This is a genomic window from Oscillibacter sp. GMB15532, from assembly GCF_041020825.1.
In the GTDB taxonomy this organism is placed as follows: Bacteria; Bacillota; Clostridia; order Oscillospirales; family Oscillospiraceae; genus Oscillibacter.
Genome location: NZ_JBEVTO010000005.1, coordinates 174,664 through 197,482 on the forward strand (window position 1 = coordinate 174,664; position 22,819 = coordinate 197,482).

The following is a 22,819-nucleotide window of genomic DNA, read 5'->3' on the forward strand; positions in this document are numbered from 1 at the left end:
TCCCCTCCTTTATCGACCGACGACGCCGGTCCCGTTAATCAGCTTTTCCAATACTTCGTCAATGGTCGTCATCATGCGGCACGCGGCGGCATAGGACTTCTGATACTGCATCATGTTCATGGCCTCATCGTTGAGGTCCACGCCGGAAACGCTGTCCCGGCTCGTCTCCAGCCCCGTGGCGGAAACCACATAATTGTTTAGCAGAGTGGTGGTGCTCTTCACGTCGTCAGCCAGCGTCCGCTCGATATTGGTGAACATCCCCTCAAAGGTGCCGCGGAAAAACGGCTTGCCGGTGGGGTCGGTTTCATCGGGCCTGTATTCCTGCTTCCCGTCAAACTCCGCCAGTATATGCACGATGTTCTGATTGTCGCTGCTTCCCACGGTGGTTTTCCCCGCCAGCGCCTCAAAGGAGTTTTGCAGGAAGCTTGGGCTGAGGCTCCAGCTTGAGGAAATGGAGATGTTGGCGGCGGTAATGCCAGAGGCGTCGTCGCTGGTGCCGCTGCTGCTGAACAGGTTTCCGCCCATCAGCTTTGCCTTATCGGTAAACGCGGTCCCCTCGCCGGTAATCATCGCTTCCACATTGGCATAGTTGGTCCCGTTCATGCTATACGTCCCGTCGGCTTCCTTGGTGGCAAGGACATCTCCCGAGGTTCCATCCAGAATATTGCCGTCGGAATCCCGCAGATATCCAGTGTTGGCCGCGTTCATCACGGAGGCAAACTTTTGTGCCAGAGAGTCCAGCGCATTTTCGTAATAGGGAATGCCCCGCTTGGTTGCGGAAGCCGAATCTGCCGCCGTCATGTCGGCGCTGGCAAATTCTCCTGCCTCGGTCAAAAGCTCGCGCCTTGCCTGCAGCCCGCCGTACAGCTCGGTATCGCCAAATTGGTACGCCGCCGAAATACTGCCGTCTTTTTCCTTCAAAGCGTTGCCATTGCGGTCCTCCAGTGCCGAGACGGTGATTGCGTAGGGCAGCTTCGCCGCGTCGGCAGGGTCTGTAACAGGATTTCCATCCGCATCCAAATAAGGCTCTAAAACAGGGGGCGTTGCATTGGGGTCATAGTCCGGATTTTTCTGAACCCCGTCCCCCACGGAAAGCTGGCCTATATACGCGCCGTCCACCAGCTTGGTAGACGGGTCGCCGGGAACCTTAATAACCAGCTTGTCCACGGTCTTTCCCGCGCCCACGCTCACCGGCTCATAAGTCACGTCAATTTTCATGTAGCCGGACAGCTCGTCAATCAGAAGATTTCGCTGGTCCCGCAGCTCCAGAGAATTGTCCCCATACAGCTCGCTTTTTTGGATATTTTCATTCAGAGACTGAATGCTTTTGAGAATGTCGTTAACGGCCTTGACATCGTCCGTCAAGCCGTCCTCCTGATCCGCCTTCACGCCAGCAATCCGCTCAGCATAGCTGCGCATAATCCCCACCAGTGAATCGGCGGAGGTGCGCACCAGAGAAAGCATTTCCTCCTCCGTGGTCTGGTCACCGGTCAGCTTTGCCAGCATTTCCCGCAGGTCCAGAAACTGCGCGGCCAAAATGCCCTCGCCCTCTTCGCCGGTATCGCCTGTGCCCACCTCGTCCAGAATCGCGGACAGATCATCCAGACCGCCCAGCTTGGTATCCATGGCGCCCACACTGGAGTTCTCATTGCGGAAGCGAATGTCCAGATAGGGGTCCCGGAACTGGGACATGCCCGTAATCAGGACGCCGGACCCGCTGGCGCCGCCGAAGGCAGAGGCATAGCGGTCCACTCCGTCCACCCGCAGGCTCACCTGGTCCACCCGCTGGCGGGTATAGCCGGTGGTATTGATGTTGGAAATATTGTGTCCCGTCACTTCCAGGGCCTTTTGCGCCGCATAGATGCCCAGGCGTGCGGTGGTAAACGCTCCAAAGGTTGTCGTCAGCATGGTGCTTTCCTCTCTTTCACCCGTGGGTCGGGTCAGGCTCTGAAATCCGTCCTCATGCGGGGCGGAAGCTCGGCGGGTGCATCCTGATAGCCGCCGGACACCGCAGCGTCCGGGTCCTCCGCCTGAATCATCTTTTCAATCTGGTGGAGGTTGCACTCCAGCGTGTCCCGCGCCACCTCAAACGCGCCGCGAAACAGCGCATATTGGCGGCAGAGCTGCTCCACAGTCCGTTTTGTCTCCTCATAGTCCTGCGCGGGCGCGTAGTCCATCAGACTGCGCAGGGGCACGTCCTCCAGTCCCAGCGTCCGCAGCACGGCCTCCCGCTTCTGGTCATGGGACCGCATGGTCAAGGACAGCGCCTGCTCCCGCTTCATGCACTCGTTTAGCCCGTCCAGATCATCCGTACGGACAAACTCCGTCTTCTCCTGCTCCACGCGGGTAATTTCCTCCAGCGTGTCGCCCAGAACCTTTAAAAAGCCAAGGTATTCCCGAAAATCATTTCTATCCATGGCTTATCTCTCCAACAGCATGGCCTTGGCAATGGAGACGGGGTCCAACTGGTAGGTACCGCTTTGAACCTGCTGGCGCACCTGCTGAACACCGCCGATGCTGGAAGATGCGCGGACATCCCGCACCAAGCGGGCCGCCAGTTCCTTTTGAAACAAAGATCCGCCGGAGGACGCCCCGGTAATATCGACCTGATCGAACGCGCCGCCGGACTCCCGTCCTTTTTCAGCGCCTCGAACGGTTTTGGCGCCTTGCAGGTTCTGCGCCGCAGACACCGTCTGCGCATACGCCGCCGCTCCGGCGGCCTCGTTGACTATCCTCATCATGCGGCATTTCCTCCGTTTTCTGCGAATCCCTTCCCTGACTCAGGGAAGCGGCTTTTAGGTGGTTCAAACACTTTTCGGGGCGGCGCCGCGTGCTGCGGCACAGTCCACTATATCTACCTTTTATTTCGGCAGCTATGCCAAAAACATAAGATGATAATTCAAAAAAAGTGTAAAAGCGTTTATTTTCTATAAATTTCTTGGAAGATTCGCGCAAGGGGGCCTTCGGCTGTGCCGAAGGCCCCCTTGTTTTTCAATTGATGCACGGTCGCGTCATGCTGCTCACAGCTCCCGCAGACGGCGGAGCAGCACCCCCGCAATATTTTCGCAGGACGCCTGAATTTGCACCGCGCCGATGTCAAAGGCCACCATGGGCATCCCATATACCACGGAGGATTCTTTGTCCTGCCCGATGGTATAAGCCCCTGCCTTTCGCATGGACAAAAGCCCGTCCGCTCCGTCGCGGCCCATGCCGGTCATGATGATGCCCGCCATAGGTCCCTTCACGTTCTCCGCCATGGACCGAAACAGCACGTCCACCGACGGGCGGTGTCCGCTGACCTTCTCGCCCGGCTTACAGGCCACCCGGTACCGGTTTCCCGACCGCACCACGCGGCATTGAAAGTCCGCCGGGGCCACCAGCGCAAGGCCGCGGTGCAGCTCGTCGCCGTCCACGGCCTCCCGCACCTCCATGGCGCAGATTCTATCCAGCCGCTCGGCGTACATTTTTGTAAAGCCCGGGGGCATGTGCTGCACAATGACCATTGGGGGAATGTCCGACGGAAGACGGCGCAGCACCTCCAGCGTGGCCTCCGTCCCTCCGGTGGAGGCCCCCAACCCGATCACCGCCCCATCCAGAATGGGCCGGGGACCCAACGGAGCCGTGGGCTCCGCCGTGACTTCCGCCCGCGCGGCCCGCGCCGGACGGCCCGGACGGACCTTTGCATAGGCCGACACCACGATTTTCTGGGCCAGCGTATTAATAAACTCTTCCTTACTCTGGGTCCCGTCCGGCTTGCGGACAAAATCCACCGCCCCGGCGTCCAGCGCGTCAAACACCCTCAGGTTCAAAGACGACACCAGAATCACCGGCACCCGATAAGCCGGAAGCAACTTGCGAATCAGCTCAATACCGCCCGTCCCCGGCATTTCCACGTCCATGGTAATCACGTCCGGGCGAAGCTCTCCCACCTTTTGCAGGGCGTCCGCCGCGTCCACGGCAAAGCCCGCAATCTGAATGTTCGGCTTTGCGGAAAGTCCGCTGATGAGATAGCTCCGCGCCACGGCGGAATCGTCCACCACCATCACACGAATCACTTTTCCCGACATTGCCATAGTGTCTCTCCTTTTCCGCGTCAGGTTTTATCCTTTGAATTCCCTAGCGCTTCTGGAAAGTGGCCGGTGCCAGATAGCGATATCCGGGATTGCGGCCCATCGTCTCCGAATGGCCGATTAAAAGGTATCCTCCGGGCTCCGTCGCCTCGCAAAAGCGGGCAAGCAGCTCGTCCTTTGTCTGCTGGTTGAAATAAATCATCACGTTGCGGCAGAAAATCACATCGAATTTCAGCCGGAAACGGATGGGGTCCATCAGGTTGAAGGTGCGGAAGATCACATTATCCCGAATGACGGGGGCCACCTGATACTGGCCCTCCTCCGCAGAGGGAACAAAAAATTTGGATTTCCATGCCCCGGGAATGGTATCCGGCAGGGCGTAAACCCCCTTCTGTGCCTTGTCCAGCGCCTGCTGGGAGATATCGGTCGCCAGCACCCGGGTATCCCAGTGGGCGGCCTCCGGTCCCAAAAAGTCTTTCACGTACATGGAAATGGTATAAGGCTCCTCACCGGAGGCACAGCCCGCGCTCCAGATGGAGAGCATCCGCTGGCCTTGGCGGCGCTTTACCACGTCCGGCAAAATGGTGTTGCGAAAAAAGTTAAAATGCTCCTGCTCCCGCATGAAAAACGTATAGTTGGTTGTAAGCTTGTTGATGACAAGCTCGATATCGCCGGGGTCCTGCTTTTCAAGCACCTGATCGATAAACGGGCCGAAGCCGGAATACCCCTTCGCCTTTACCGTGTAGGAAAGCCGCCCGGAAATCAGCTGCCGCTTTTTGCTCAGGTCGATTCCGTAGTGCTGCTGGATAAAACTCACCAGCCGCCGGAAGTCCCCGTCGCTGATTTCCATGGGGGCAAAGGAGGACGCCGTGTTCTTCTGCTCTTCCCCCATATTCAGTGCTCCAGTAGTGCCGCCGCGTCCAGCTCTAGCATGGTCCCGCCGTCAGGCAGGGAACTCATGCCGCACATCAGTTTTTGCCCGTTGGTGGAGGGCATGGGCAGCAGCGAGCTGTGGGGCAGCTTCACCATCTGGTCCACCCGGTCCACCAGAACACCCAGCTGCATTCCGTTGATATTCAGCACAATGACGGACTGCTCGTCGGCGGCGGGCTTGCCCAGCCGCAGGCGAATGCTGATGACGGGAACCACCTCACCCCGCAGGTTGATGATGCCGCACACATAGCCCGGCAGCATGGGCAGCGGCGTGATGCTCTGATTGATCAGGGCCTCCACCACGCAGTCCACCCGGATGCCCACCCGCAGCGCATCGCACTGAAACACCAGAAACTGCTCCATTTCCTCTGTCAGAGCCGCCCGGGCGGAGGTTCCGTCCTCCATAAAACTCATCACTTGGTTATTCATACTTTCATAACCCTCTCTTTCTGCATCGACGCCGCGCTCACTGGATGGCCGAGTAGAGGTTGGCCACGTCCAGGATGACGCTGATATTTCCGTCGCCCAGAATTGTGCAGCCGGTGATGCCGTGTTGCTTAATATTAAAGGTGTTGATATAATTGGGCAGCGGCTTCACCACCACCTGCTGCTCACCCATCAGCTCGTCCACAAACAGGCAGTAGGTGCACTCGCCGGACTCCACCCACATCAAAATTCCGTCCTCAATTTCGTCGCATCCGGTGCTCAGGCCGTATACGTCCTTCACCCGGATGACGGAATAGAAGTTGTTCATCACCTTCACCATCTCGCCGTGGGCCGCGTCGTGGATGATATCCGCGCCGCTCATCTTGAAGGACTGGCGGATGTTGTTGATGGGAATGGTGAAAATGGAGGAGCCCACGGAAACCTCCATCCCGTCCAGAATCGCCATAGTCAGGGGAATTTTCAGCGTGGCGGTCATGCCCTTGCCGGGCTCGCTGGTCAGCACCACGGCGCCGCCCACCTCCTCCACGTTTTTCTTTACCACGTCCATCCCAACGCCCCGGCCGGAAAACTCCGTCACCTCCGTGTTGGTGGAGAAGCCGGGCATCAGAAGGAAGTTAATGATCTCCTTGGAGCTGTATTCCGCATCAGGGCTTGCAAGGCCCGCATCCACCGCCTTTTTCAAAACCCGGTCATAATCCACGCCCCGGCCGTCGTCCTTCACCTGAATGATGACTTCGCCGCCGGTGTGGCTGGCGGAGAGGATGATTTCGCCCTCGGGGTCCTTGCCCGCGGCGATGCGCTCCTCCTCCGTCTCCTCAATGCCGTGGTCCATAGCGTTGCGGACAATGTGCATCAGAGGATCGCCGATGCCGTCCACGATGGTCTTGTCCACCTCCGTGTCCTCGCCCACCAGCGTCAGCCGCGCCCGCTTGCCCAGCTTTTTGCCCATGTCCCGCACAATGCGCTGCATTTTCTGGAAGGTGCCCAGCACCGGAACCATCCGCAGCGACATGGAAACGTCCTGCAACTCGTCGGTGAGCTTGCGGAGCTGGCGGGCGGACTTGGTGAAGTTGTCCAGCTTCATCCCCTTTAAATCGGGGGAGGCAGTGACCATTGACTCGGTGATGACGATTTCGCCCACCACATCCATCAGCTGGTTCAGCTTGCTGAGGTTCACGCTGATCAGGCTTTCCTTGGGATGAGCGCCGCCCGCCTGCGCGGGAGCCGGAGCAGCCGCCGCGCTTTTGACCGGGGAGGCTTCCTCCCGCGCCGCCTTCGGCGCGGAAACGGTGCTTTTCTGCTCTGCATGCCGGACGGCTTCGGCGGCGGGCGCGGTGCGCTTGGTTTCCTCCTGCGCGGGAGCCGTAGGCCCGTCAAACGTCTGATAGCCCCGGACGGAGCCGGAGCCCGACACCACGTGAATGGCTCCCGTGCGGTCCGCCGCCATGCGGAAGAAGAGCACAAAGCCCTGGGTTACAATTGTCTCGGTGGTGGAGGTGTCCGTCTCCACGTCGGCGGGGGAGAAGGTGAAATTTTCTTCTCCGCAGATGCCACGCAGCTCCGTCACCAGCATGAATGCCCGCAGGTTTTCCATGCCCGCGCCCTCGTCAAAGAACACCCGCAGCCCGTAAGGGAAGCCGGGCTCCGTCCCGGGGACAGGCGCTGCGGCAGGCTGGGCGGAGGGTGCGGAGCCGGCGGCCCCGGCAGTCTCTGCCTCACCTTGAATTTTGGCAATCAGACTATTAATTTTTTCAAGTAATTTGCCGATGTCATCAGATAGAGGCTGGCCGCTCTGGACCTTCTCTACCTCGCCGCGGAAAAAATCGATGGCCGTGAACATCATGTCAAACAGCAACCCGTGCTCCGCGTGGGGAATCACATCCATGGAACGCTCCCGGACGATGAAGAACATATCCTCGATCCGGTGGGCCACCGTGGTCAGGGATTCATATTCCATCATGGCGGAAGCGCCCTTGATGGTATGCATGATGCGGAAAATTTCGTTCACGTCGTTTTCCGTAAAGGTATCCGCCTGCTCCGCCGCCAGAACGATGCTGTCCAGCTGCTCCAGCAGGGTATTTGTCTCGTAGAGATAAGTTTCCAGAATGCTTTCGTTTCCGCCGTTGTCCATAAAAAGCCGCCCCTCTCTTTTTCAAGGAAGGGGAGCACCGCCCCCCTTTCCAAATATTCAGCAATTCACCTGACATATCGACCGTTTTCAGGAAAAAGTTAACGCCTTGCAAAAATATTTCCAAAAGCCGCTTTTTGCGTATCCGCAAAGAACGACAGGTTTCCTGTTTTTTTCATTATAATGTCTTCCGCGTCCCGCGTCAACGAATTGCCTTGAAATTTGTTGCAGATTTGTGAAATTTTTGAAGTAACGAAACGGAGCTGAACCTATGCCGGAAATTATGAACGTCACCAATCCCGTCCCCGCACGGGAACCAGCCGCCGCCAACCGTTCCATTCCCAACACGGCCTATGACCCCGGCATTCAGAATGTCCCCAACCCGGGCCGCGTCAACCGGTCGGACTCCAACAGCGGCCAGCAGCATGCCGCCGGAGAGGAGTCCGGCTCCCTCCCCCTGCGGTATGACTCCAACTTTCAGGCCTTTCTCCAGAGGGTGTCGGAAAGCGGCAACAGTATCTCCGCAGACCTGCTCCGCACGCTGGCAGGAGGTGCAAGGACCTCCGTGTCCTCCGGTCTGCGGGCGGGAAGCGCGGGGGACCTGTCTCAGATTCTGGACCTGCTGCGGATGAACGAGGGAGAGTTTCTGCGGTTTCTTCAGGACCAGTCGGTTTCCGCCAGCCGCTTTGGCGGGGCGTTTTTCGCGGCGCTGCGAAACGCCTACCGCGCAGCGGATTCTCAAAGCCTGCGGAGCGACATTTTGCAGTTTCTCAAGCAATACGGGGATTTTTCTTCCACCGCCCACATTGAGGATAACCTCCTGCGGGGCCTGAATCGAATTATCTCCTCTCTCCCCCGGAGCTGGGGCGCGCAAGTGTCGGATCTCACCGGGCAGCTTCAAAACAGTATGCTGGCCGGGGACCGGGCCGGGGCGCTGAAGCTTTTACAGGGCCAGATCATTCCGTATTTGTCCGACTATATCTCCCGTTCCCACGACATGGGGCGGGTCCGCTCCGCCCTGTCCATGCTGACGCTGGACATCGCCCGGTATGAAAGCGGCTCGCAGGATGGGATGCTTTATGCGCTGCGCCGATTGTTTGACCATCCGTCTCTGCGGGGCACCCTTGGGGACCTGCGGGGGGCGGAGGACGCGGCGCTGCTTCGGATGCTGAAAAACACGCCCTTTGAGCGCATGGGGAGGAATAATGCCTTCGCCGACCGTCTGGCCTCCGCCGCGGATATGGCTCTGCGCGGCTCCGCCGGCGTGGAGGCGCAGGAGCGGTTTGGCGCCATGGTCGCGTCCCTGCTTGTGAATGAAAGCGTGTATATGCCCTTAAATCATTTCATTCTCCCGCTTGTATGGAATGAAAGAATGATGTATTCTGAGATATGGGTAGACCCGGACGCAGACCGGGACGACCGTCCTCAGGAGGACGAAGCGCGCACACTGCGCTTTCTTCTGAAGGCGGACGTGGAGCCTCTGGGCCTGTTCGACATCGTGATATCCAGCAAGGGAACCTCCGTGGATCTGGCGGTGCGCTGCCCCGAGTCTGTGGCTCCGTTTTCCGACATTATCCGCGCCTCTTTAAGCGGCATTCTGGCGGACAACGGCTTTTCCGCCGGCTCCGTGGACGTGGAAAAAATGGTCAAGCCCTTGACTGTGTCGGAAATTTTTCCTAAAATCTTCAGTGGAAAGGACAGTGTCAATGTCAGAGCCTGAGAGAAAAAGACCCGCCGGCAAGGCGGTGGCGCTGCAATACGGGGCCAATGCGGCCCCGGTGGTGGTGGCCTCGGGCATGGGGTATCTGGCGGAGAAGATTGTGGAGGTGGCGGCGGACAGCGGCGTCCCCGTCTACGAGGACAATTCTCTGGCCACCATGCTCTCCCAGCTGGAGCTGGGACAGGAAATTCCCCCGTCTCTTTATCAGGCCATCGTGGACATCTACGTATACTTTCTGGAATTTGACCCCAGGCAGCCCGATAAGCCGAGACGGCGCCGCGCGCCGTCTCCCGCCCCAGAAAAGGAGGCTGAATGATGCCCGAATATTCTAATCGCTATATGCTCTCCGACAGCCGAAACGAGCCGCTGGCCCACGCCCGCCTTGAAACGCCGCCGGAAAAGACGCCTTGGCGGCTCCGACTGGAGGAAACCGACCTTCCCGAGGTGCTGGAGCACGAAATTATCAACCTGATCTCCATGGATGCAGACCGACCCAACATGATCGCGATTATTATCTCCACCGACCATGCGGACATGATTGAAGTGAATCCGCTGAACGAGGCGGGAGAAAGCCCGCGGCAAAACCTGCGGGTTCCCGTCCGGTTTGAAAGCTTCCTCTATCCCGTCACCGGCTCGTGGACGGGGCGTCTGCCCATCGTGTGTCATGATTTGAGCTGCGGGGGAATCGCCTTTTTCTGCAATTTCCCCCTCAATCTCTCCGAAATTGTGGAGGTGGTGGTACCCATCACCTCCCAGCCCTTGATTCTGCGGACGCAGATTCTTCGTTTGCGGCCGTCCAACTCCAATATCCCGCTGTACGCTGCAAAATTTGTGGACCTGATTCACGACGAGGAGGTCCTGCTGCGGGAGACTGTTTTTTCCCAGCAGATCACAAACCGCGACGCGCGGAAATAGCACCGTCTTAAAAAAGAGTACTTAAAGAGATAGACCCAGATAGAGAAAGGAAGCCTCGCTATGAAACTGAACGGAATCCGAAAGAGCCGCTGGGGAACGCGGCTGCTGTCCGCCGTGCTTTGCCTGACGATGGCTCTGTCCCTGCTGCCCGGTCTGGCGGTCCCCGCCTCCGCCGCCGGCTGGATGGAGCCTTATCTTGAAAAGCTGGTGAGCTGGGGCGTAATGCGGGGGGACTCCTCCGGCAACCTCCACCCCGACCGCACACTGACCCGCGCGGAATTTGTGGTGCTGGTCAACCGGGCCTTCGGCTATGACGACGTCAGCGCCACTGTTCCGTTCCGGGACGTGAAGGCCTCCGACTGGTATTACGATGATATCAACATCGGCTACACCACCGGTTACTTTAACGGCACCAGCAAAAACACCGCCGCGCCCAAAAGCTCTGTCACCCGGGAGCAGGCGGCGGTTCTCCTGGGCCGCAATCTGGTGCTGGACGACGAGCCGGGCGCCAGCATCGACTTTACCGACAGCGGCAAGCTCTCCAATTACAGCAGGGGGCTAATCCGCAGCGCCGTGACCGAGGGGATTCTCAGCGGCTACGGCGACGGATCCTTCCGCCCCAAACAGAGCATCACCCGGGGCCAGATGGCCGTGCTGCTGGTAAACGCCATCGGCACCCCCGTCAATAAATCCGGGACCCACACCCTTGGCGGCGTGTACGGAAACGTCACCATTTCCACCTCCGGCGTGACGCTGAAGGACACCACCATCGCCGGAAACCTGTACATCACCGGCGGACTGGGTCTTGGCAATGTGACGCTGGAAAACGTCACCGTGCTGGGCAAAATTGTGGTGTGCGGTGCGGGTGAGAGTGAAAAGGGCAACAATAGCGTGATTCTCCGCGGTGTCACCGCCCCCACGCTGGTGATGGACAATCTGGCCAACAACATCGTCTCCATCCGGGCAGAGGGCAGCACCAAAATTGACGAAACCCTGATCCGCACCCCCTCCTACGTGGAAGACGCCACTGAAAACAGCTATGGCCTGACCGCCATCCGGGTGGACGGCGAAGCCGGAACCACCCTCACTGCCGCAGGCAACCTCAAGGAAATCGTTACCGTCACTCCCGAATCCGTTGTCAACATAGCAAAGGGCTCCGTCCTCTCCCTGACTGTGGACGAGCGGGCCGCAGGCTCCTCCGTGGCGGTGCTCAACGGGGCTGTTGCCAAGGTTTTGAATCTGGATACCGGCACCACCCTCACCGGACGGGGCGACGTGGAGCAGCTCAACGTAAATGCCGACGGCACCAAGGCCGACATGCTGCCGGACGTCATTAATATTCGCCCCGGCGTCAACGCCGATATCCACGGCCAGAAGATGGACACCACGCTGGCCGCGGAATCCTCCGCCGATCCCCGGCTTCTGGCGGGCTATCCCAAAATGACCGACGTAGCCTCCGTCTCGGCAAAGGGACTGATGCGCACCAACAAGTCCGGCACGCTTTACTGGGCCGTCACCTCTGTGACCGACGGGTCCGTGGGCGAGGCCGATCTGCTGAAACCCACCAACAACGCCCGCATCCTGAAAAGCGGCAATATCAAGGCCGAGAAGTCCAACACGGACTACACTGCCTCCCTCACCGGGCTTACCTCCGACGGGTCCTACTACTTCTCCGCCATGCTGGTGGACCAGCGGGAGCAGCGCAGCCCCGTGAAGGCCGTGTCCTTCGCAACGTCGGACGCTTCTGTTCCGGCCTTTGCCACGGGCTATCCCTACATGTCCAAAATCACCAACATTTCCGGCGAGGTTACGGTGATGACCACCAAATCCTGCCGGCTGTATTACGCGCTGATGCCCAAAAACGCCACAGCGCCCACCGCCGCGGACTTCAAATCCGGGTCGCTGTCCGGAAATCTGGGCTCCGGCTCGTGGAACATGGTGAAAAACGTGACCGACACCTTCCTGGTCAACCGGCAGGGAACCTTGAAGGAGCTGACGGATTACGACCTATTCCTCTGGCTCACCGACGCGGACGGGGCAAAAAGCTCCGCTGTAAAAAAAGTCTCGTTTACGACGCTGGACGGCACGCCGCCCACCTTTGTATCCGGCCCCACCGTTACCTCCATTAAGGAAACCTCCGTGGGGATGAGCGCCGTGGTGGACGAAGCCGCCACCATCTTCTGGGTGGCGGTGAAGCAGGGGGACGAATACCCCAAGCCCATGAACGGCCAGACCACTAAGCCCTCCCTCAGCAGTCCGGAGGCCAAGCTTCAGGTGTCCAGCGGCATCAACGGCCTGAAATCCGGAAAGGTGTCCGCCACCGCCAATAAGGAGGCCTTGATCAGCATCACCGGGCTTACCTCCGAATCGGCCTATGACGTGTATTACGTGGCGCAGGACAAGGCCGGAAACTACTCCGACCCCGTGGGCAAGCTCACCGTCCACACGCTGGACACCAACCCGCCGTCCATCACCCAGGAGTTCACCCGTACCAACGACGCAGCGGGCACCTCTCCTCTGGCAGACACGGACATTCGCCTTGTTTTCAGCGAAAACGTACAGGATTCCGGGACCAACCACCAGCTTCTGGCCCTCTACCAAAAATCCCGCGACACCTCGACTACGCAGGCGGAGCGGGATGCCGCCACAGAAGTCCTCACCAGCCTTCTGCGGGACGATATCCAGCTCTGGTCCGCCGACGTTGCGCCCGCGGAGCGGGTGGTAGAGCGAACCGCGGCCAGCGGCTCCAGCACAGATTGGACCATTGACTATCGCTATGTGGAAATTACCTCCGAGGACGGCAAAACCGTCGTCACCTTTAAATCCGGGCAGGCGCTGAAGCTGAAAAGCGGCGCGAAGTATTATTTTAAAATCCAGAACATTGCCGACACGTCCACCGCCAAAAATATCATCAAGCCCAATCCCATCACCTTGTCGGCCTTTACCACCGTGTTCGCCCAGATTCAGTTTTCCAGCACGGATGTCTCTGCCATGGTAAACGGCGTGAACGTAGACTTTGACATGTCGTTCCGGGCGCTTCCCCTCTCCACCGGCAACGCGGGCGACGGCGTGTACTGGGACTTGCTGTTCCGCATGAACATCCCCGCCAAATTCGACCTTTATGAAAAGGTGAATACCATCGCCTCGGACGGCTCGGTGGTGGAAGGCGCATGGAAAAAGCATGCCAACTCCGCCGAGATCAACTCCACCGACGGAACGATGTACGGCGCAAGCTACACCCGCTATTTCCGCGACGGAAACACCAGCTCCTCCACCAACGCGGAGCTGCTGCGGGACGTGACCACCACCCGGTATTACGGCATCCGCTTTACCTCCATCAAAAACGTAGACGGCGAGGAGGGGCGTAAGACCTGGAGCGGCAAGGTGGAAATGCAGGTGCAGGCCGTCGCCGGGTCGGATAAGAGCGCACTGCACAATCTGGCCGTGGGCGCCATGCAGGACGAAGACCTGACGCAGGCTGTGTCCGACGGCCTTGTGAAGGTGGGCAGTCCTTCGGATTACACGATGAAGCACATTTTCAGTGACACGATGATTCCGGAATTCGTCACCGGCTATCCCAAGATTGACGCGCTGGACGTGAGCGGCTCCATCAGCGTCCAGCTCACCCGCACCTCCGGTAAGATTTACTACGTAATTGCCCCCGTGTCCACCATTACCACCACGCTTTCCCAGGAGCTGGGCGGCAGTGTATCTCTTACCTCTGCCAACTGGGACAAGCTTCCCAAAAGCACCACCGTCGACACCAGTCTTTTGGCATTCTCCTCTGTTCCCACCAGCGGCAATATTATGACGCCCCCCTATAACGACAATTCCATTATCAAGGGCAGCGTCTCTTATTTCGGAAGCAATGTGACCATTCCCCTGCGGGGCCTCAGCCCGAAGACGCAGTATGTGGCTTATTTCGTCCTTCAGGGCAGCGCCTCTACCATTTATTCCGAGAAGCCGTATCTCTTCGGCTTTGACACCTCCGAAACCTCTCGTCCCATCATTGAGCTGACCATCAGCAATCCCAACGTCTCCATTAAGACGGACACCACCTCAGACGTAAACTATCTGCTGGCGGTGAACGGCAGCGAGCCGGGCAACCTGAGCCGACCTATGGTCGATTATGTGCTTCTCGACAAAAAGGACGAGTTCAATACTGCATACGCCGGAAAAGGCACCGGCACGGGCAAGGTCTACACAGTGCTGGACGCCATGAGCAACAGCTTTTTTAAGAATAACGAGCTGGCAGGCTCCGTGTTTGACGAGTACGCCACCCAGACGGCAAAAGACGACTTTGCGGAGTTCATCCGATCTCAGACCACCACCAGCGGCGACGTGACTATGAGCGGCGAGGCCACAAGCATCCGCAACAAAACCGTGGACTGCTCCCCCGGCATGGTGGGCACGACGTGGTACACCTTCCTGACCGTGGCCAAAAGCTCCGCCGGTTCCGGCGATGCGTTCCGGGCCATCCGCCCCGTGTTCAACACGGATGCAACGCCCCCCATGGTGACGGACTGCCTGTCCGATATCCAGCTAAATGCGGCCGGAACCGCCTACACCGGCACCGTGACGCTGGTATTTAACGAGGACCTCTATTGGGTTGTGAAGGACCCCGGCACCTCCAATCAGACAGTGACACCGCTGGAGGCCACCATCAGCATGTCTTCGTCCGGCTTCTATTCCGCGGGGCTGGCCTTTAACAAAAGTGCGGCGTTCTCCCTGACCCCAGGCACAGCCGCCCAGAAAATTTCCTCTGTCACCTTTAGCTTTACCAACGCCCAGAACGGCGCGTACATTTACGCAGCCACGGAGCTGGGCGATAAGGGCGGCAACGTCCACGCAATCCCCCTGACCGTTAAGCTGGACACCAGCGGCGCGTTGCCGCGCTTTGTGGTAACGCAGGACTGGGATATGACCACATGACCCGGAACGAAAAGGAGTCCTCCATGAATAACAAACTTTTCCGCAGGGGGTCGGCGCTTCTGCTTTCGGCGCTGCTGTCCGTCTCCCTGATTCTTCCCGCGGCGGCGGACGAGGCAGAGCCTCCCCCCGCCGGGCCGGACCTCTCCGGTCTTTCCGTCAGCTTCAGAGACGGCACCGGCGAGCTGCTCCTCAATGAGAGCAGCCGCACCGTGACCGTGGACGTTTCCGGCGCGCCGACGGGCGCGGCCCTGACCTATACCTATGCCTGGACCAGCGGCGACACCGCCGTGGCCTCGGTCAGCGGCGTTGGAGAGACGGTTTCCATCCTCCGGGGCGAACGGCCCGGGCGGACCGACGTTTCCGTCACCGTGACCGCCACGTGGGACACGGACCCTACGGTCACAAATTCCGCCACGGTCAGCCGGAGCGTCCTTCTTCCGGGCATTGTCCTCAGCAATGCATCCCTCTCTATGAAAACACAGGAAAGCCGCCAGCTTACCGCCTCGCTGTTTCTCCCCATCGGCATTGACGAGACGGTGACGTGGAGCAGCAGCAACGAATTGGTTGCCCGGGTGTCTTCCAGCGGGCTTGTCACTGCCGGAAGTTCCGGGACTGCCGTCATTACCGCCACGGCGGGGGCCTATTCCGCCACATGTCAGGTCACGGCGGAGGAAGCTGTTGCAAACGTCATCACAGACTCCGCCCGAAACGACGATCCCCTGTCCTTTTCCTATGTCGCCGGAAAAATCAACACCGAATGCAGCCGGGTGCTGCAATCCTCCCTGTCCTATGTCACGGGATTATATGTCCCGGCCTCTGCCGGAACCCTGTATTACGGCTATGTTTCCGAGGGCGTTCCCGGCACGGGCGTGGGATCCAACGAGGATTATTCCTACTCCGGCGACCGGGGAACCCGGTGGCTCTCCGACGTGACCTTTGTGCCCAAGGCAGATTTCTCCGGCACCGCCGTCATCCGCTACACCGGCTACGATTCCTCCTCCGCCTCCCGGTCCTTTCAGGGGACCATCGAGGTAAACGTGGCCGCCGTCTCCGGCATCAGCTATTCCACCACAGGGCGAAACCGGGTGGATTTCAATGACGAGGATTTCAGCGCGGTCTGTCGGGCCGCCACAGGGCACGAGCTGCAATACGTGACCTTTTCTCTGCCCTCGACCTCCAAGGGGACGCTGTTCTACAAATACAACGGCAGCGACCTTGACAACAAGGTCACCTCCGGCACGGCTTATTACCGCAGCAAATCCCCGCTGCTCTCCGATGTGAGCTTTGTGCCCGCCGATGGGTATTCCGGCACCCTTTCCATCTCCTATACCGGCCGGGACACCAACGGAAACTCTTTCGGCGGGTCTGTTTCCATCACTGTTTCTACCAGCGCGGGCAGTCGGGGAAACATCCAGTACTCCACCTCGAAAAACCGGTCCGCCCGGTTCAACGCCAGCGATTTTAACAGCCTGTGCGAGGACGTGCTGGGCGTTCGCCTGCAATATGTCCGCTTTACCCTGCCCGCCTCCTCCGTGGGGGCGCTGCGGTACAATTACAGCTCCTCCAGCAGCTCCGGAAGCTATATTTCCTCCTCCACCAGCTATTACCGCTCCTCCTCGCCGTATCTTGATAACGTGTATTTTGTTCCCGCCTCCGGCTGGACCGGGACGGCGGATATCTCCTTCACCGGGTACGGAAGCAACAGCCAGAGCTTCACCGGCGTTGTCACCGTGGACGTGGATTCCACCTCTTCCTCCTCCGGTACGTTGTCCTATTCCACCCGGCGGGACACCGCCGTGCGGTTTGACGTGGACGACTTCAACACCCGCTGTGACGACGAAACCGGCCAGTGGCTGAACTATGTCACCTTTACCCTGCCCTCGTCCTCCTACGGGACGCTGCGGTATAATTACGGTTCTTCCTCCAGCACCGGCAGCACGGTTTCCTCCTCCACCAGCTACTACCGCTCCTCCTCGCCGTATCTGGACAACGTGTATTTCGTTCCTGCCTCCGGGTGGAGTGGCACGGTGGATATCAGCTTTACCGGATACAGCTCCGGCGGGCAGCGCTTTACCGGCACGGTGAGGGTCACCGTCCGGGACTCCGCCGCAAGCGGCGTGTCCTATTCCACAAAGCAGGACACCCCCGTGAATTTTTCCGCCAACGATTTTGACACCGTATGTCGGGAGGAGACGGACCGAAACCTGAATTACGTCCGCTTTACCCTACCCTCCTCTTCTGTGGGGACGCTGCGCTATAATTACAGCTCCTCCTCCAGCACCGGCAGCACCGTCTCCGCTTCCACCGGCTATTACCGCTCTTCCTCGCCCTACCTCAATAACGTTACCTTCGTCCCCGCCTCCGGATGGAGCGGCACGGCGACGATTTCCTACACCGGCTATGACACCGGCGGACAGCGCTATACCGGCTCCATAAGCGTAGAGGTAAAGAAAGCGGCGTCCGCGGGCGTGATTTACTACACAACTTCCGCCGGGAAAGCAGCGTCCTTTGACGTCTCCGCGTTCCAGCTTGCGTGCAGCGCACGGGGCGCGGGCTCCTTTGTCAGCGCGGCCTTTTCCCAGCCCTCCTCCAGCGTGGGGCAGCTACGGTATCAGTACACTTCCTCCTCCGCACCCGGCACGGCCGTGACCTCCGGGACGACCTATTCCGCCTCCGGCTCACCGCTGGTTTCCAACCTGTCCTTTGTCCCCGCTGCGGGCTATACCGGCACAACCACCATTCCCTACACCGGGAAAGACAGCCAGGGCAACTCTTACTCCGGCTCCGTTGTCATCACCGTCACCTCAGAAACCAAGGCAAGCTCCTTTACCGACATGGGGAATTACACCTGGGCCTCCTCCTCCGTAGAATACCTGTATTCTGCCGGTGTGGTAAACGGCACAGGCGGCGGCTCCTTTTCTCCCGGCGCAGCTATCACCCGGGGCAGCTTTATGCTGATGCTCAACCGCGCGTTTCAGTTCACCGCCTCCGGCGGCCCGGGCTTTGCCGATGTGCCTGCAGGCAGCGTCTATGCCGAAGCCGTGAAGGTTGCGCAGACGCTGGGCATTGCTCAGGGCAGCGGCTCCAACTTTTACCCGACACAGCCTCTCTCCCGCCAGCAGGCAGCCGTGTTTCTTGCCCGGGCCATGCGAGCTTCCGGCTGGAGCCTTACGGCGGGAAGCAGGTCCGACCTCTCCGGCTTTGCCGACAGCGCCGCCGTCTCCGATTACGCAGCGGCCGATCTGGCTGCCATGGTACGCCTCGGCGTTTTTCAGGGCGGTAGCAATGGGAAGCTGAACCCCCAGTCCTCTCTTACCCGTGCTCAAATGGCCGTGATTCTCTGCCGCGCCATCACGCTGTAAATTCAGTTCTAAAAGGAGTTGCTGTCTATGGCATACAAAACAACCGTCCCGGAAGAGGACGAAGGGCCCTGTGCGGCTACTCCGGCAGACCTTCGGGAAGCAGTGGGCCACCTGTGCGAGGTGAGAAAGCCCAACGACAACATGCTGGTTTTCTTAGGCCGCGTGCAGGGCATGGACAACGGCTCGCTGGCGATTTTTCCCGCCGGGGGGCGGGAGGCTCCCCCAGTTATCTACAATGATGACTTTAAGCTCATTTTGCACATTCCACGAAAATCGACGCAGGTGTGGCTGGGAAAGATCCACGGCAGTTCTCGCACCTTCTGGAAGCTTGGCAGCCTGTCCAAATGCCATCGCAGGGAGCAGCGGGTGAACTTCCGTCAGCCTGTTTCCCTACGGGCCAACGCGCTGTGCATCAACGCCCTGTATCCTGAAAGTCTTCGGGGCGAAGGCCAGTATTACGCCCGATTGTGCAAGGTGGTGGACGTAAGCCTTGGAGGCATCCAACTGCGCAGTCAGGACCGCTACCGCCCTGGCGACCACCTTCTTTTGACCAATCTTTGGCTGGATGAATCTCAGCCTCAGCCCTTTGTATTCACCACCCAGATCTGCTGGGCACAGCCGGTCAACAAGGTGGAGACTCGGTTCGGCTGTTTTTTCGAGTCTATGAGTATCCGGGACGAGGACCGGCTGTGCGCCGCCATTCTGGAGCTGCAGCGGCTTGATTTGGCCAGCCGCAACGGATAACCCTAAATTGCCGCCGGGCGGGGAGAATGGAATCTCCCCACCCGATAAAGTTTTAAAAAGGCCCGTTGACTAAAGTCGACGGGCCTTTTTACTCAGGTTTCCTGACCCTCCGGTTGCTTGGCGGCTTTCAGCGACTGAAAATATACCCGGTTGTGCAACACTGCGGGATCCTCCGGCTTCAGTCTTCCGGCCAGCTCGTTGTACTGCTCTGCAGTCTGGGTCTGACCCAGCTTATCGAGGCACACCGCAAGCTCAATGCAAGGGATGAAGCCCCAGCAGTCCTCCCGGGTGAAGCCCAAGCTGTTTTCCGGCCGCTCCAGCATCGCGGCCAGACGGAACCAGAAAACAGCCCTTTTAAAATCGCCCTTTTCTTTCCACGCATAGCCCAGCGCACAGCAAGTCTCCGCCCGGGGCGTGTCATAACTAAAGGCGCGGGTAAGGGCCATTAACTGCTCCTGTCGCCGGTTTTCACGGTGATAGCACTCCCCAAGTTCGTTGCAGGCGGCAATGTTGTCCTCCACCCAGCCCTTTCCGCCGTCGAGAAACAGGCTGAAATACCGAATCGCCTCAGCATATCGGGCATGATCCTTCAGCTCCCGGGCGTAATAATAGAGACCCCGGGGCGAAAGCTCTCCTCCATCGTCCAGAATCCGCCGGTAAATGGTGAGATTGCGGTCTGACGAGGATACTTTTTGCTTTCGATGGGTCACTGCAATATCCGTATGAATAATTTTTCCGTCGGTGGCCAAGTATTCGTGCACCGGCTCCCTCCACGAAAACTGCCGCTCCCGCCTCGACAGCCGCTCCCGGAAATAGCTGAAGGTGACGGCCCCGTTTTTGTCAAAGGCGATATTGTATTTCATCATCACCGCGTCCACGGAGGGGTCCAGCTCTTCTTTGAGCTTTTTCAGCTTTTCCCGGTCCTCGGGCAGCAGCACGTCGTCGGCATCCAACCAGAGAATATAGTCCATTGTCGCCTTGGAAAAGGAAAAATTGCGGGCTGCGGAAAAGTCGTCCACCCATAAAAAATCAAAAATTTTATCTGTAAATTTACTCGCAATTTCCCTTGTGGAATCTGTGGACCCGGTGTCCGCAATAATAATCTCGTCCGCAATGCCCTCCACGGAGGAAAGGCAGTCCGCAAGCTGCACCTCCTCGTTTTTGACAATCATGCACAAGCTGATGGTATTCATCCGCATTTCACCTCTCGGAAAAAATTAAGTACCGGCCCGCCCGCGTGTGGGCGGGCGGGCCGGCTGACGGACGTTCCGTCCGGAAGCGCTTTAAAAATCAGGCAATGTTCACGCCGCCGCTGGCATAGCCTGTAACCGTGGTGGCAATCGTAAGCCCGGTAGTGGTGACGGAGAACACAAGCAGCAGCCGGGTTTCCGCCGTCACAGGAATGTTCAGGCCGGTAATCGTTCCAAAGGCAACGTCTCCAATCGCCACCACTCCGCTGAACGTGGGGGCCAGCGCCACTGCCGTCCCGGCAACGGGCGAGAAGGTGTTATCGGGCGTGGTGGAGGCGTAGAGCTGGGCAGTGACGGTCGCCGCTCCGCCAATCAAAGTCAGGGCAAGCACGGTGCTGAAATACGCGGTGATATCCGTGATAACCCCATCTCTGGGCATGGAGAAGGACATGTTGGCCATCAGCCCCGCCGCGCCGGTAAGGTCGATGGTTGCGCCCAAAACATTGGGCAGAACCGTGCTATTGCCGAAGCTCACCACCGCAGGCAGACCCACAAGACCTGTCAGCAGAGCCGTGGGAGCAACGGGCAGTCCGGATGCAAAGGGGATAATCGCACCGGCACCAGTGGGGCCGGTGGGGCCAGTCGCGCCGTCGGGGCCGGTGGGACCGATAAGTCCCTGCGGACCGTCCGCTCCGGTGGGACCTGTCGGGCCAATGGGGCCGTCCGCTCCGGTGGGACCCGTCGGGCCAATGGGGCCGTCCGCGCCGGTGGGGCCTGTCGGGCCAATGGGGCCGTCCGCGCCGGTGGGACCTGTCGGGCCAATGGGGCCGTCCGCGCCGGTGGGGCCTGTCGGACCAATGGGGCCGTCCGCGCCGGTGGGACCTGTCGGGCCAATGGGGCCGTCCGCGCCGGTGGGGCCTGTCGGGCCAATGGGGCCGTCCGCGCCGGTGGGGCCTGTCGGGCCAATGGGGCCGTCCGCGCCGGTGGGACCTGTCGGGCCAATGGGGCCGTCTGCGCCGGTGGGGCCTGTCGGGCCAATGGGGCCGTCCGCGCCGGTGGGGCCTGTCGGGCCAGTTACGCCATCAGCCCCGGTTGCGCCGGTGGGGCCTGTCGGGCCAGTTACGCCATCAGCCCCGGTTGCGCCGGTGGGACCAGTGGGGCCGGTTGCGCCAGTTGCGCCGGTAGGACCGGTGGGGCCAGTTACGCCATCAGCTCCGGTTGCGCCGGTGGGACCAGTGGGGCCGGTTGCGCCAGTTGCGCCAGTTGCGCCGGTGGGTCCGGCAGGGGTAGTATCTTCAATTGTTACAATTGCAGAGCCCTGTGTTACTGTGATATCCAGCGTAGAAGATTGGAAAGTCAGGTTTTCACCAAGCCCTACGGTAGCTGACCCTACGGGGCCCAGGACGTTGAAGAGCACTTCTTCGGGAGCAAAAGTCCCGGTGGGGCCGGTCGGGCCAGTTGCGCCGGTGGGGCCGGTGGGACCGATAAGGCCCTGTGCTCCGTCCGCACCGGTTGCGCCGGTAGGACCGGTAGAGCCGCCAATATATGCACAGCCGGACAAGCCCCTGCGCCGCAAGCGGACATCTGCTTCTACCTGGCCTTTCTGGGCATCCACAAGCTGTGTCTTACGCGCTGAGAGCGGGGCTTTTCAGCCCCGCTCTCAATCCGGCGATATGCTCTATAAAACGACCAGGGTATTCTCTCGGCCCGGCGCGTACGCAAATTCAATATCGGTTATCCCGTTGCCCTCCTTTAATTCCAACAGCTCATCATCACATAGCTCCCGTATCAGGGGGAACAACTCCCCTCTTGTGCCAAAGGTAACGTGACTAATCTTTGAAACGCCGTTGGGGTGGACAAACCCCTTCGGCTTGGGATCGATGTTAAAATAGGTCATCAAGAATGGGATTTGGAGATCATTTGGAGCGCCCACCCTGAATCGAAGCTTCCGGCCCTTCGTATCGTTGCGGCGGGAAGGTGTTTGAAACATTGTATACCCATATTTTTTTAGAATGGCGCTTTCACTCTCCAAATTTTCAGCGTAGTTTTCCAATGCCAGCTCGCAGGGACCACCTGTGTGGGCGTCGTAAGAATCCAGTCGGTCAACCAGCTTGCCCTGCCCTAAAAGCCGAAACACTTTTTTCGCCGCCGCGGGCATTTTCGTGCCTGCCAAAAGCTCAAAATAAGGGCCCTCGGAAAAGTAAACCAAGGCATTGATCGGATTTTTTTCTCTGCCGTATTCCACCACAAAGCCCTTTTCACGAAACGCCTCCACGCCCCGCTCCAAATCCTGAACACGGTATATAATGTGACTGACCTTCATTCCTTCTTTCCCCCAATCAAAAAATACTGCCCGGCATTTCCTCCGCAGGCAGCGG

16 protein-coding genes are annotated in these 22,819 nt (G+C 59.3%); 6 read left to right on the forward strand and 10 right to left on the reverse strand.

Annotation, left to right across the window (positions count from 1 at the left end; all coding sequences use genetic code 11):
- Positions 1-9: 9 nt before the first annotated feature.
- The 7 genes from ABVS15_RS07925 to ABVS15_RS07955 form a co-directional block, all read right to left on the reverse strand.
- On the reverse strand, positions 10-1,908 hold the full coding sequence (locus ABVS15_RS07925; protein WP_369283191.1) for a flagellar hook-associated protein FlgK: 1,899 nt from the start codon (positions 1,906-1,908) through the stop codon (positions 10-12).
- A gap of 32 nt (positions 1,909-1,940) precedes the next feature.
- Positions 1,941-2,417, reverse strand: coding sequence for a flagellar export chaperone FlgN (gene flgN, locus ABVS15_RS07930; protein WP_369283192.1), 477 nt, complete (start codon positions 2,415-2,417; stop codon positions 1,941-1,943).
- 3 nt (positions 2,418-2,420) lie between these two features.
- Entirely contained in the window at positions 2,421-2,741 is a 321-nt protein-coding gene (locus ABVS15_RS07935; RefSeq protein WP_369283193.1) for a flagellar biosynthesis anti-sigma factor FlgM, read from the reverse strand.
- Positions 2,742-3,020: 279 nt separating this feature from the next.
- Complete coding sequence (locus ABVS15_RS07940; RefSeq protein ID WP_369283194.1) at positions 3,021-4,073, reverse strand: chemotaxis response regulator protein-glutamate methylesterase; 1,053 nt, start codon at positions 4,071-4,073, stop codon at positions 3,021-3,023.
- A gap of 43 nt (positions 4,074-4,116) precedes the next feature.
- Positions 4,117-4,962, reverse strand: coding sequence for a protein-glutamate O-methyltransferase CheR (locus tag ABVS15_RS07945; RefSeq protein ID WP_369283195.1), 846 nt, complete (start codon positions 4,960-4,962; stop codon positions 4,117-4,119).
- A 2-nt stretch (positions 4,963-4,964) separates the two neighbouring features.
- Positions 4,965-5,432: a chemotaxis protein CheW gene (locus ABVS15_RS07950; protein ID WP_369283196.1), complete on the reverse strand. Its 468-nt coding sequence runs from the start codon at positions 5,430-5,432 to the stop codon at positions 4,965-4,967.
- A gap of 37 nt (positions 5,433-5,469) precedes the next feature.
- Positions 5,470-7,581 (reverse strand): ATP-binding protein, encoded by a 2,112-nt coding sequence (locus ABVS15_RS07955; RefSeq protein ID WP_369283197.1) that lies wholly within the window; start codon positions 7,579-7,581, stop codon positions 5,470-5,472.
- Between the two features lie 268 nt (positions 7,582-7,849).
- Here ABVS15_RS07955 and ABVS15_RS07960 point away from each other — a divergent pair, with 268 nt between their 5' ends.
- The 6 genes from ABVS15_RS07960 to ABVS15_RS07985 are packed head-to-tail and all read left to right on the forward strand — an operon-like array spanning position 7,850 to position 19,251.
- Positions 7,850-9,298: a hypothetical protein gene (locus tag ABVS15_RS07960; protein WP_369283198.1), complete on the forward strand. Its 1,449-nt coding sequence runs from the start codon at positions 7,850-7,852 to the stop codon at positions 9,296-9,298.
- The gene (locus tag ABVS15_RS07965) at positions 9,285-9,614 is read left to right on the forward strand and encodes an EscU/YscU/HrcU family type III secretion system export apparatus switch protein (protein ID WP_369283199.1); all 330 of its coding nucleotides are present in this window, start codon (positions 9,285-9,287) and stop codon (positions 9,612-9,614) included. The genes ABVS15_RS07960 and ABVS15_RS07965 overlap by 14 nt, the downstream gene beginning before the upstream one ends.
- Complete coding sequence (locus ABVS15_RS07970) at positions 9,614-10,213, forward strand: PilZ domain-containing protein (RefSeq protein WP_369283200.1); 600 nt, start codon at positions 9,614-9,616, stop codon at positions 10,211-10,213. Before ABVS15_RS07965 ends, ABVS15_RS07970 begins: the two co-directional genes overlap by 1 nt.
- A 60-nt stretch (positions 10,214-10,273) precedes the next feature.
- Positions 10,274-15,145: an S-layer homology domain-containing protein gene (locus tag ABVS15_RS07975; protein ID WP_369283201.1), complete on the forward strand. Its 4,872-nt coding sequence runs from the start codon at positions 10,274-10,276 to the stop codon at positions 15,143-15,145.
- Between the two features lie 23 nt (positions 15,146-15,168).
- On the forward strand, positions 15,169-18,507 hold the full coding sequence (locus ABVS15_RS07980; protein ID WP_369283202.1) for an S-layer homology domain-containing protein: 3,339 nt from the start codon (positions 15,169-15,171) through the stop codon (positions 18,505-18,507).
- A gap of 27 nt (positions 18,508-18,534) precedes the next feature.
- Positions 18,535-19,251 carry a PilZ domain-containing protein gene (locus ABVS15_RS07985; protein ID WP_369283203.1) on the forward strand — a complete coding sequence of 239 codons (717 nt, stop codon included), beginning with the start codon at positions 18,535-18,537 and terminating at the stop codon, positions 19,249-19,251.
- A 92-nt stretch (positions 19,252-19,343) separates the two neighbouring features.
- On the opposite strand, the gene ABVS15_RS07990 is transcribed toward ABVS15_RS07985, so the two are convergent.
- The 3 genes from ABVS15_RS07990 to ABVS15_RS08000 form a co-directional block, all read right to left on the reverse strand.
- A complete protein-coding gene (locus ABVS15_RS07990) occupies positions 19,344-20,444 on the reverse strand; it encodes a glycosyltransferase (protein ID WP_369283204.1) in 1,101 nt (366 codons plus the stop codon).
- Between the two features lie 97 nt (positions 20,445-20,541).
- Positions 20,542-22,002 (reverse strand): exosporium glycoprotein BclB-related protein, encoded by a 1,461-nt coding sequence (locus ABVS15_RS07995; RefSeq protein WP_369283205.1) that lies wholly within the window; start codon positions 22,000-22,002, stop codon positions 20,542-20,544.
- A 117-nt stretch (positions 22,003-22,119) separates the two neighbouring features.
- Positions 22,120-22,764 carry a VOC family protein gene (locus ABVS15_RS08000; RefSeq protein WP_369283206.1) on the reverse strand — a complete coding sequence of 215 codons (645 nt, stop codon included), beginning with the start codon at positions 22,762-22,764 and terminating at the stop codon, positions 22,120-22,122.
- Between the last annotated feature and the right edge of the window lie 55 nt (positions 22,765-22,819).